Source organism: Flavobacterium sp. N2038, assembly GCF_025947185.1.
Lineage (GTDB): Bacteria > Bacteroidota > Bacteroidia > Flavobacteriales > Flavobacteriaceae > Flavobacterium.
Window position 1 is genome coordinate 291,066 of record NZ_CP110001.1, and the last position, 11,958, is coordinate 303,023.

General features: G+C 33.3%; 12 protein-coding genes. 7 read left to right on the top strand and 5 right to left on the bottom strand.

All coding sequences use genetic code 11. From position 1 onward, the window contains the following. Positions 1–91: 91 nt before the first annotated feature. Complete coding sequence (locus OLM51_RS01200; protein WP_264552607.1) at positions 92–1,435, bottom strand: sigma-54-dependent transcriptional regulator; 1,344 nt, start codon at positions 1,433–1,435, stop codon at positions 92–94. 156 nt (positions 1,436–1,591) lie between these two features. Here OLM51_RS01200 and OLM51_RS01205 point away from each other — a divergent pair, with 156 nt between their 5' ends. The 7 genes from OLM51_RS01205 to OLM51_RS01235 all read left to right on the top strand — a co-directional run bounded on the left by OLM51_RS01205 (position 1,592) and on the right by OLM51_RS01235 (position 9,074). Beyond that, positions 1,592–2,836 (top strand): efflux RND transporter periplasmic adaptor subunit, encoded by a 1,245-nt coding sequence (locus OLM51_RS01205; RefSeq protein WP_264552608.1) that lies wholly within the window; start codon positions 1,592–1,594, stop codon positions 2,834–2,836. A gap of 144 nt (positions 2,837–2,980) precedes the next feature. Further along, on the top strand, positions 2,981–3,688 hold the full coding sequence (locus OLM51_RS01210; protein ID WP_264552609.1) for an ABC transporter ATP-binding protein: 708 nt from the start codon (positions 2,981–2,983) through the stop codon (positions 3,686–3,688). Between the two features lie 125 nt (positions 3,689–3,813). After that, positions 3,814–6,246, top strand: coding sequence for an ABC transporter permease (locus OLM51_RS01215; protein ID WP_264552610.1), 2,433 nt, complete (start codon positions 3,814–3,816; stop codon positions 6,244–6,246). A 301-nt stretch (positions 6,247–6,547) separates the two neighbouring features. After that, complete coding sequence (locus OLM51_RS01220; RefSeq protein ID WP_264552611.1) at positions 6,548–7,678, top strand: Mrp/NBP35 family ATP-binding protein; 1,131 nt, start codon at positions 6,548–6,550, stop codon at positions 7,676–7,678. Between the two features lie 79 nt (positions 7,679–7,757). After that, a complete protein-coding gene (locus tag OLM51_RS01225) occupies positions 7,758–7,997 on the top strand; it encodes a NifU family protein (protein ID WP_026727037.1) in 240 nt (79 codons plus the stop codon). Positions 7,998–8,211: 214 nt separating this feature from the next. Further along, positions 8,212–8,694, top strand: a complete 483-nt coding sequence (locus OLM51_RS01230) for a hypothetical protein (protein WP_264552612.1) — start codon at positions 8,212–8,214, stop codon at positions 8,692–8,694. Positions 8,695–8,756: 62 nt separating this feature from the next. Then, positions 8,757–9,074, top strand: a complete 318-nt coding sequence (locus OLM51_RS01235; protein WP_047777672.1) for a 2Fe-2S iron-sulfur cluster-binding protein — start codon at positions 8,757–8,759, stop codon at positions 9,072–9,074. A 109-nt stretch (positions 9,075–9,183) separates the two neighbouring features. Here the strand turns inward: OLM51_RS01235 and OLM51_RS01240 are convergent, their stop codons facing one another. The 4 genes from OLM51_RS01240 to mscL form a co-directional block, all read right to left on the bottom strand. Beyond that, a complete protein-coding gene (locus OLM51_RS01240) occupies positions 9,184–9,693 on the bottom strand; it encodes an SMI1/KNR4 family protein (RefSeq protein ID WP_264552613.1) in 510 nt (169 codons plus the stop codon). Between the two features lie 108 nt (positions 9,694–9,801). Beyond that, complete coding sequence (locus OLM51_RS01245; RefSeq protein ID WP_264552614.1) at positions 9,802–10,791, bottom strand: aspartate-semialdehyde dehydrogenase; 990 nt, start codon at positions 10,789–10,791, stop codon at positions 9,802–9,804. A 212-nt stretch (positions 10,792–11,003) separates the two neighbouring features. After that, positions 11,004–11,483, bottom strand: a complete 480-nt coding sequence (locus OLM51_RS01250; protein ID WP_264552615.1) for a hypothetical protein — start codon at positions 11,481–11,483, stop codon at positions 11,004–11,006. Positions 11,484–11,578: 95 nt separating this feature from the next. Continuing rightward, a complete protein-coding gene (gene mscL / locus OLM51_RS01255; protein WP_264552616.1) occupies positions 11,579–11,956 on the bottom strand; it encodes a large conductance mechanosensitive channel protein MscL in 378 nt (125 codons plus the stop codon). Positions 11,957–11,958: the final 2 nt, after the last annotated feature.

Here is an 11,958-nt window from a genome sequence, read left to right on the forward strand (position 1 = left end):
TTTTCCTTTGTCTTAAGTTTTAGTTATACACAGATTCCTCAGATAAAACTAAATCTCTATTCTTTTCTCTTTATTCTTTTCTCTTTATCTTCTAATTCTTCAAATCATATTTCTCAATTCTTCTATACAGCGCCGCTCTTGACAATCCTAATTCTTCGGCAGTTTTTGATATATTTCCGTGATGTTTAAAAAGTGCTTTTTCGATGGCGGTTTTTTCCAGTTCAGATAACGGATTATCATCGTTTTCCTGAATATCTTCAAAATCCAGAATATCTAAATCGTTTATAGAAATAGTATTATTATCGGCCAAAATCAAAGCGCGCTCGATCTTGTTTTCCATTTCTCTTACGTTTCCTTTCCACGGGTATCGCTCTAGATAGGGCGCAACATTCTCCTCAAAACGCCAATTCTCCTGATTGTACTTTTCGGCTACCTGATCCAGAACAAAATGTGCCATCGGAACAATATCTTCTTTTCGCTCACGCAAAGGCGGCAAATTAATTTCCATTGTATTGATTCGGTAAAGCAAATCTTCTCTGAATACTTTATTTTTTACCTCGGCCTTAATATCATTATTGGTTGCCGAGATGATGCGGACATTTAAAGGTCTTGCTTTGCTTTCACCCAAACGTGTTACCGTTTTAGTCTGCAAAACGTGCAATAATTTAGATTGTAAATGAAGCGGAATATTTCCTATTTCATCCAGAAAAATAGTTCCGTTTTGAGCCGATTCAAATCTTCCCGGAGTATCTGCTTTTGCATCGGTAAAAGCGCCTTTTGCATAACCAAAAAGTTCGCTTTCGAACAAATTATCGCTCAAAGAACCTAAATCGACATGTACAAAAGGTTCTTTTTTTCTTTCTGAATTCTGATGTATAAATTCGGCAAAAACAAACTTCCCGGTTCCGTTTTCTCCCAAAACCAAAACATTGGCATCTGTTTTAGCTACTTTTTCGGCAATAGAATAGGCTTGCTTTATTTTTTGAGAAGTTCCGGTAAAATATCTTTTTTCTACTTTTTCAACAATTGTTTTTTTACTGTGCTTTCGGCTTTCGGCAACAGCTTTATCAATTATTTCGAGCAGTTTTTCATTATTCCAGGGTTTTAAAACATAATCAAAAGCTCCCATTTTAATTCCTTCAACTGCAGTATCGATTTTACCAAAAGCGGTCATCAAAATCACAATTGTATTTGGAGAAAGTGTTTTGATTTCTTTTAGCCAATGAATTCCTTCGCGTCCATCTTCAAAACCAATACGGTAATTCATATCTAATAAAACCACATTTATGTCATTTTCGCTTAAAGTCGAAATGATTTTTTTGGGACTATTTTCAGTAAAAATGGTTTCAAAATGTTTTTTAAGAATCATTTTTGCCGAAAACAAAATTTCTTCCTGATCGTCAACAATTAATATTTGAGCTTGCTTCTTTCTCATGTTGTGTTTTTTTGTCCGATTTTGAACGGTCAACTGTTCATTATCGAACACTCTTTTTTTGGGTCGTTTTTAGAGTCTCTTTAAAATCAAGGCCTTACAAAAAATAAATTTTATGGCACAATATTTACCTATTGGTAATCAGTAAATTATTATAAAATGGACAAGGTAATTCCTCGTAAAAATAGAAAATTTAGATATCTCACAATAGCAATTGGAGTTTTTTTAGCTTTGGCAACAATCGTCTTTTTGTCGTTTAACACCAAAAGAAGTCTAAATGTAAAAACCGAAGAACTTTCAATCCAGAAAGTCGAAAAAGCTTTTTTTGAAGATTTTGTTGTTTTTCAGGCAAAAGTTGAGCCGCTTAACGTAATGCTTGTAAACGTTACAGAAGGAGGATCTGTAAAAGAAATTTTTGTAGAAAACGGTGCAATGGTTACCAAAGGACAGTCGCTGGCTCGTTTATACAACCCAAACACAGAGTTAAACTATCTGACTCAGGAAACAGCCATTATTGAGCAGATCAACAACCTGAATACCGGAAAACTAAATATCAGAAATCAGGAATTAAATTTAAACAAAGATTTGGTTTTGATCGAGCACGATTATAATGATGCCAAACGTCTTTATGATATGAACTCAAAATTGTATGACAAAGATGTGATTTCAAAAAATGACTGGAATACTTTTAAGGAAAGTCTTCGTTTTCAGGAAGAGCGCAAAAGAACGATTCAGCAAAGTATTCAGAAAGAAAAACAATCCAATCAACTGCAGATTTCTCAAATCAACCGTTCGATTCAGACTATGGAGAAAAGTTTGGATATTTTGAGAAACAACAAAAAGAACTTCCTGATTACGGCACCGGAAACCGGACGATTGACTTCTTTTGAACCTGTTTTAGGAAAAACATTTCAGGCTGGAGCAAGCATTGGAAAAATCGATTCAAAACGCGGTTACAAACTTACTGCAGAAGTAGATGAATTTTACCTGGAAAAAGTTCGCGAAGGCTTAAAAGGTCAGGTAGAATTTAAAGGTAAAGCTCTTGAAGTTTTGGTTACCAAAGTAATTCCGGAAGTAAAAAGTGGTCATTTTACTGTAGAACTGGCTTTTACATCTAAAGAAAATATCGCTTTACAAGACGGATTAAGTTTTGGTGTAAAACTGATTTTATCTGAAAGAAATAAAATATTAGTATTACCAAAAGGAAGTTTTAATCAGGAAACAGCAGGAAAATGGATCTTTGTTGTAAAAGGAAATAAAGCCGAAAGAAGAACTATAAAATTAGGAAGAGAAAATCCGTCTTACTATGAAGTTCTGGAAGGATTAAAAGAAGGCGAATCGGTAGTTACCTCATCTTACTCAGATTATAAAGATGTTGAGGAACTGTCACTTAATAAAGAATAGTTTATTTTGTTTCAAGTTTCAGGTTTCAGGTTAATGCACCGAAACTTGAAACCTGAAACTTGAAACGTCAAAGAATAAGAACAAAATCATCATTTCAATCATCAATCAAAAAACGTAATTAACAACATTTAACACCTTTACAAAATGATAACAATTCAAAATTTAACCAAAGTTTTTAGAACAGAAGAAGTAGAAACATCAGCATTGAGCGGTATTTCTTTACACATTAAAAAAGGTGATTTTTTAACTATCATGGGACCTTCAGGTTGTGGAAAATCTACTTTATTAAATATCATTGGTCTTCTGGACAGTGCAACTGACGGAAGTTATAAATTATTAGATCAGGAAATGATTGGTCTAAAAGAAAAAGGAAGATCTCAGGTTCGTAAAGAAAATATCGGTTTCATTTTTCAGAATTTCAACTTAATCGATGAACTTTCTGTTTATGATAATATCGAATTGCCTTTGCTTTATAATAATGTTAAAGCATCAGAAAGAAAACAAAAAATTGAAGCTATTGCAGAGAAATTAAATATCTCACATCGTTTAAAACATTTTCCGCAACAGCTTTCGGGAGGTCAGCAACAAAGAGTTGCCGTTGCAAGAGCTTTGGTAAATGACCCAAAAATTATTCTTGCCGATGAGCCAACAGGAAACTTAGACAGTAAAAACGGTAATGAAGTAATGGAACTTTTGACCGACTTACATGCAAAAGGTGCTACAATTTTGATGGTAACCCACTCTGATTATGATGCTTCGTTCTCGCAAAGGACCATTCATATGAAAGACGGTGTAATATTCTCTGAGAAATTAAATCAACGAAATGTTGATGTTTTTATGGACGCTAAATAACGAAAAAATGATAAAATTTATCGTAACTGCAATTGTAATTCTGGTAGAATTTGTTTGCAGAATATTCGCAATTATTTAAAACAATCAGTTAATAATAACTGAATTAACTATAAAAAACATACACCATGATTTCTAATTGGTTTAAAATATTTATTTATCATTTAAAGCAAAACAAACTGTTTTCGTTTTTAAATGTCTTAGGATTAAGCATCGGGATTGCCAGCGTAATCTTTGCTATTTTGTATTGGAACAATGAACAGGCATATGATCAATGGAATCCGGAAAAAGAAAACATTTATGTTGTTCTAAATAAAATTGGCACAACGGGCGATATATGGGCAACCAGTTCAATTCCTTTTGGAGAAACCTGCAAAGCCACAATTCCTGAAATCGACAAAATTTGTTTTCTATATAACTGGTACGATGACGGAGTCGTAAAATTTAAGAATCAAATCATACTGGATAAAAAGATCACGCTTACTGATGAAAACTTTTTTGATTTCTTTCCTTTTGAAATTATAAAAGGTAACAAAAATGACGTTTTGAAAGATAAGAATAGCGCTGCCGTATCTGAAGATCAGGTAAAAATTCTTTTCAAAAATGAAGACCCAATTGGAAAATCAATCTCATACGACAATAAAACTTACACCGTAAAAGCCGTTTATCGAATTACCAAATCATCTTCGGTTGAGCCAAATTATATCTTTAATGGTGTAAAGCGAGATGGTGACAAAGATCAATGGGGAAATTTTAATTATGCCTTAATGATTAAAACCAAAAATGGTACTGATGCTTCAGCTCTTTTAAAGAAAATGCAAAATGTAACCTTTGTAAACAGGACAGTAAAGGATGCAAAAGCAAGCGGTATGACCGTAGAACAATATTTAAAAGAGAATGGCGAGATAAAGGTTATGCTGGATCAATTGAAAACATCTCGTTTGCATGGAACAAAAAGTTCCGGAGGACAAGATCTGCCTGAAGGAGCCGGTAATTTGAAACTACTCTATATCATGGGTGGTTTATCTGTCCTTATTTTGGTTTTATCACTGGTAAACTATATCAATTTAGCCACTGCATCGGCCATTAAACGTGCAAAAGAAGTTGGCGTGCGTAAAATTGTAGGGGCATCAAAAAACCAAATCATAACGCAATTTATCTTTGAAACTGCCATAATTGTAACGATGTCTATTTTGTTTGCTCTTGCTATTGTAGAGCTTTCATTACCTTATTACAATATCTTTTTGAGAAAAACTTTGACAATGAATGGCAGTGAATTTTATCTGCAGCTCATATTTATTTTTGGATTAGTAATTCTTCTTGCGGGTATCTTTCCAGCCATTTATATTTCAAATTTTGAAACCCTAAAAGTTTTAAAAGGCAATTTTTCAAGAAGTAAAAGCGGAATCTGGATTCGTAATTCTATGCTTATTTTTCAGTTTGGTATTGCAGCATTCTTTATCATTGGCGCCCTGATTGTTAATTCGCAGGTTGATTATATGATGAATAAAGATTTGGGCTTTAGCGGTGACCAGGTAATTTCAGTTACTTATAACACAAAAGACCGCTTAAAGAGAACAGAGGAATACCTAACCGACAAGCAAGAAATCAAAAAAATCCCCGGCGTTGTAGGCGTTTCAACATTTGCGGGTACATTTGGAGGTAACGCAGGCTCAAGTTCCGGATTTAAACACAATGGTATTTTTGTACAACCCAAAAATATAGAAATGGATTTTGGCTTTCTTGAAATGATGAAAATTAAAGTAATTCAGGGACGCGATTTATCTCCGCAATTTGCTTCAGATACAGTGAGCAGTATGCTTATAAACGAAACACTGGCAAAGACCTTAAATCTTAAAAACCCAATCAATACGATGATTACATCTGGCTGGAGCATAGGCGATGGTGACAATTTGAAGTTTAAAATTGTTGGGGTTGTAAAAGATTTTAACTTAGTTAATTTACAGAATAAGGTTTCGCCAATGATTTTTATCAATCTTAAAACACTGAAATGGAATAATTTTAATAAGATCCTTGTAAAAGTATCAACAGATAATTTACCTGAGACTCTGGCGGGATTAAAAAACTACATGGAGAAAAATGTAAATCCGGATTATCCTTTTGATTATGATTTTGTAAACAAAGAATTTGCAAAAACTTACGAGGAACAGGTCAAACAAAAAAATCTGTTCTTTATACTAAACCTTGTCGTAATTATTATTGCTGTTTTTGGATTGTTTGCTTTAGCATCTTTTTCTATGGAAAGAAGACTCAAAGAAATCGCAATTAGAAAAACACTTGGAGCAGAAACAGATATTTTACTAAAAGAATTATCGAAACAGTATATCATCTTTTGTTTAATGGGATTTGCCGTTGGAATTGTCCCTGCCTATATATTATTGCAAAAATGGCTGGAGGATTTTGCTTTCAGAATAAACATTTCTCCGGTTCCATTTAGCGTTGCACTTGTTTCACTGTTAGTTCTTACTTTGCTAATTGTTTTAACAAAAGCATATCAGGTTACTAAAATTGATATTTTGAAATACTTAAAATACGAATAAACTTGTAGACCATTTTTTTAAAGAAACCCGTCAAATAATAGATTTGGCGGGTTTCTTTTTTTAGTATTTATGATTACAATTTCTGTCTGTAATTTTAAAATTAGGGACTAACTATTTTCCTTTTTGAATCTAACTTTGCAAAAAAATGCAACAGTATCATTTTGAATAATTTCAATATCGATAAATACGATTTAAAAACAGTACGAATCCGAACATAAACTGTTATCTTTGCAGTCTGAAATGAGTTTAAATTAATATAGTTCTTAAGCAAATTTCATCAATAGAAAACCCTACATTAAAAATGAAATTAGACAGAAAAGAAATTCTTAAAGCTCTGGAAACTATCACTGTAGCTGGAGAAGGAAAAAATATGGTTGAAAGCGGCGCTGTTGCCAACGTGATTACATTTGGCGATGAAGTTGTTGTAGATTTAGTTTTACATACACCAGCAATGCACATAAAAAAAAGAGCCGAAGATGATATTAAAAAAACAATTCACGAATTAATATCGGCAGACGCAAAAATTAAAGTAAACATAAAAGTAGAAACTCCGGAGAAAAACGAAATCAAAGGTCGTGCAATTCCTGGAATCAAAAATATCATTGCCGTTGCTTCTGGTAAAGGTGGTGTAGGAAAATCTACTGTTACGGCTAATCTTGCTGTAACACTTGCTAAAATGGGATTCAAGGTTGGTGTTTTAGATGCTGATATCTACGGACCTTCTATGCCAATTATGTTTGACGTTGAAAACGAAAAACCAGTTTCGACTACAGTAGACGGAAAATCAAAAATGAAACCAATTGAAAGTTATGAAATTAAAATACTTTCTATTGGCTTTTTTACAGCTCCAAGCCAGGCAGTAATCTGGAGAGGACCAATGGCTGCAAAGGCATTAAACCAAATGATTTTTGATGCTGATTGGGGAGAATTAGACTTCATGTTAATCGATTTACCTCCGGGAACAGGAGATATTCACCTTTCTATTATGCAATCATTGCCAATTACCGGCGCAGTTGTAGTAAGTACTCCACAGGCTGTTGCACTTGCCGATGCTAAAAAAGGAGTGGCTATGTTTATGCAGGATAATATAAATGTCCCTGTTTTGGGAATTATAGAAAACATGGCCTATTTTACACCAGAAGAATTACCTGACAATAAATACTATATCTTTGGACAAGAGGGTGCTAAAAACCTTGCAGAAGATTTAGGCGTTCCTTTCTTAGGAGAAGTTCCAATTGTACAGTCTATTCGTGAAGCAGGAGATTACGGTCGCCCGGCAGCTTTACAAACTGCGTCTGCAATTGAAACGGTTTTTGAAGAAATCACCAGAAACGTTGTACAGGAAACAGTAAACAGAAACGAAAGCTTACCAGTAACAGAAGCCATAAAAATTACCACAATGGCAGGCTGTTCAGCAGTGAAAAAGAATTAGATAATTGAGATAATGAGATAATTAGATCATTTTTTTTAGTTTTCTAATTGACACATTTTCTAATTGACACATTAATATTATGACAACAGAAGAATTAACAAATAACGTATTATTGGCTTTAGATGAAATAAGGCCATTTTTGAAATCCGATGGCGGAGATATTACGCTAATCTCTATAGATGAGGACAAACATGTAAAAGTACGTCTGGAAGGTGCTTGCATTAGCTGCAGCGTAAACCAAATGACTTTAAAAGCAGGAGTTGAAACAACAATAAAAAAGTACGCTCCACAGATCGAAACTGTCGTTAATATAATGTAGAAAAAAAATGCTTTTTGTGCTTTTGCAAGACCAAAGTATTAACAAGAATAATAGTTCTTTTGATTGTTTAATATCAATGTTTTCATAAAAACAATCAAAATAATACGCGTTTTTGCGAATTTAACAAAAAACAATATAAAGTTTTAAGAGTTTTGGTTAATGAATTAATACAGATTTAACTTAAATTTGTAACATAACCCTAAATCTTATAACTATGAAGAATTTTTACGCTCTATTTTTATTTTTGTTTTTCGCTTCTGCAAATTATGCACAGCAAACGCAATCTCTTATTGTTGACAAAGCCTGGGTAAATGAATCTGAAGAATGGTCGGATTTTCAATATGCAGGTCAAATTATTTTTTCTACCAATACACTTGCCGGAGAAGGCAGTCTAAGAATTGGAAATTATGATTTCTTATATGATATTGCCGAAGGCAAAGCAAAGTTTGCAAACAAAGCAACCTATAGCACTGCTGAATTTTCACGTCCGAGAAAAATTTCTGTTACAACAGATAAACAAGGAGTAGTTAATTCAACTTATGAAGGAACATTGGTGTTTCAGGCAGACAAAGATTATTATGCTATCCTGGTTTCGGTAACATTACTTGAAAAAGGAGGTAATATGATTGGTGTAAAAATGCATCTTAAAGATAACGCAAGAAAAGAGTACGCGTTCAGCTTAAAACCAGCAAGTTAATATTAAACCCGGGATTTTTTCACGTTTATTAAATCCTCACAATAAAATTCCAAAATTTAAAAATGGATGTATTAATAAAGATTAAAGATCGAGAAGGAGTTATACACGAATTACAGGCTCCGACTGATATGGCAATGAATATAATGGAATTATGCAAAGCATACGAACTTCCTGTCGAAGGAACCTGCGGAGGAATGGCAATGTGTGCTTCCTGCCAGTGTTATGTTCTTAATGATGTTGCATTACCAGAAATGGGAGATGAAGAAGAAGCTATGCTTTCGGAAGCGTTTTATGTTAAATCTAATAGTCGTTTAGGCTGTCAGATCCCAATTACTACAGATTTAGAAGGGCTGGAATTAGAACTTGCCCCGGAATATTAAAAACAAAAAAGCGAGAATTTATTGATTCTCGCTTTTTTATAATTCAAACCCGACAGGTTTTTAAAACCTGTCGGGTTTCTTTTAACTATATAATTCTCTTCTATATATTTTAATTCTCTTTTAGAAAATCTGCAGGATCAAAAGGTTCAAACTCTCTTTCAGAAAACGCTTCTGTTAAAATTCCTGCTGAACACAACCAGGCAATTGTTTCTTCCAACGTATTTCCAGCTTTATAAATCATTTCACTATATCTTGGCAGAATATAATATTGATTGTTTAGAAGAATGATTTCATCTCCATCAAAAGTATCTCCAATTCTAATAGACTTTAACACCTCATCTTTGGTTAAAACTTCTTTTCCTTCATCCCAAAACCAATATTCGGTTATACGGTTTTTCCATTCTTCAAGAGTCAGCACAATTGTTTCCGGAAGATAAATCCTTACATATGTTCCGCCCAAAATTCCGCTTCCGTATTCCTGAACATACTCTTTATAATCTTCATCAAACGAAATGTTCAACGTTTTTTCACACGCCAGAACATCTTCTTCATCGGCGGTAAATAAGTCCGTTTTATGCGTATTATAGTTTGGAATAATTTTGTAGTTCTCAAAATTCATAACGCTTCAATTTTAACCGCTAAGTTAAAACTATTTCTCACAAAAAAACCGTAATTACATTACTGCAATTACGGTTTTCTCTTTATAACAATTTAATCTAATCTCTAATTATACTAAACCAGCCTGAATTAAGTATTCAGCAATTTGAATGGTGTTTGTTGCTGCTCCTTTTCTTAAGTTATCGGCAACAATCCACATGTTTAATGTATTTGGCTGGCTCTCGTCACGACGGATTCTTCCAACAAATACATCATTTTTACCTTCAGCATATAACGGCATTGGGTACGTAAATGTATCTAAATTATCCTGTACAGTTACTCCGTCTGTATGATGTAAGATTTCACGAACTTCATTTACATCAAAATCATTTGTAAACTCAACGTTCACTGCTTCGCTATGTCCGCCTACAACTGGTACACGAACTGCAGTAGCTGTAACTCTAATGGTATTATCACCAATAATTTTTTGAGTTTCACGAACTAGTTTCATTTCTTCTTTAGTGTATCCGTTTTCTTCAAAACTATCACAGTGAGGAATTGCATTTCGGTGAATTGGATATTTGTAAGCCATATCTCCCTGAATTCCTGCGTATTCGTTTTCTAATTGTTTAACCGCTTTTACACCAGTTCCGGTAATAGATTGGTAAGTAGAAACAATAATTCTTTTAATGTTGTATTTTCTATGCAAAGGAGCCAAAGCCAACACCATCTGAATTGTAGAACAGTTTGGGTTTGCAATAATTTTATCCTCTTTGGTTAAAACTGAAGCATTGATTTCAGGAACAACCAATTTTTTAGTTGGATCCATTCTCCATGCTGATGAGTTGTCAATAACAGTTGTTCCTGCAGCAGCAAATTTAGGAGCCCATTCTAATGAAGTATCTCCACCTGCAGAGAAAACCGCAATATCTGCTTTCATGTCTACAGCTGTTTGTAAGCCAACAACTTTATATTTGGTTCCTTTATATTCAATCTCTTTACCTACTGATCTTTCAGATGCAACAGGGATTAATTCTGTAACAGGAAAATTTCTTTCTGCTAAAACTTTAAGCATTACTTCGCCAACCATTCCGGTAGCACCTACAACTGCTATTCTCATTTTTATATCTTTAAATAATTCTATAATCAAATTTGTACCGCAAAAATAAGTATAATAAAAGTCTCCGCAAGGCGATTCACAAAAAATAACAAAATGTTATAAATTAAACAAACATTAAAAATATTAAAACTCATACACTTTAAAATTTTCTCTACAGATTTATTTTCTTTCAATATCTGCAATCAAATATGACTTTAAATAATCTTAATCTATTATTCTAAAATCACGGGATATTTAAAATTTTCAAGTTCAAAAATTTCCTCTTCTTGTAGATCGGATTCTAAAGTTCCCCATCTGCTTCTATTTCCAAAACCAAAAAACCATTCTTCTACTTCTATAAGTTTTTCATTCTCTTTGAAATCATTTCGTCCATATTTTTTTGATTTCCAAAAGAAATTATAAGTTCCCATTATTTCTGTTTCCAATTGAATTTTAGCAGTGTCGAAATCAAATTGTCGCAATAAATTTTCAAACTTTAGAATAAATTCAGCCCAATGATATTCAATCTGTTTATAAGTTGCACCAAATGAAATTACAGGGTCTTCATAATAAGTAACCCTAGAAACGCCCTGTCCAAACATTTCAGTTCTCAATATCCATTCGTCATTTCCTAAAGACTCTATTATTCTTCTTGCATCAATAAGGTCATTGTTAATTACAATTCTTCCGTGAACTATTGACTGAAATCCCATGCTTGTAAGTTTTTGTTGTTAAAATTTTTCTTTAAAAAAAAACCGCCCCAATTAAGAAGCGGTTAAGTTAGACTTAGTGTAGCGGTATTATATTTTTATTTATTTTTTAATAAATCTCTAATTTGTGTAAGCAATTCTTCCTGAGTTGGTCCCGCTGGTGGTGGTGGCGCAACATCTTTCTTTTTAGCATGATTTATCCCTTTAATTATTAGAAACAAAACAAAAGCAACGATTACAAAGTTAATTACGGCCGAAAGAAACAATCCGTACTTAACACCTCCAAAAGCAGTTAATTCTTCTATAGTTGATAAATGAGCAGCATCTAGCGCAGGCTTCAACAACAAAGGAGTAATTACATCCTCTATAAATGAGCTTACAATTTTACCAAAAGCAGCACCAATGATCACACCGACAGCTAAATCAACTACGTTGCCTTTCATTGCAAATTCTTTAAATTCTGAAAAAAATCCCATAA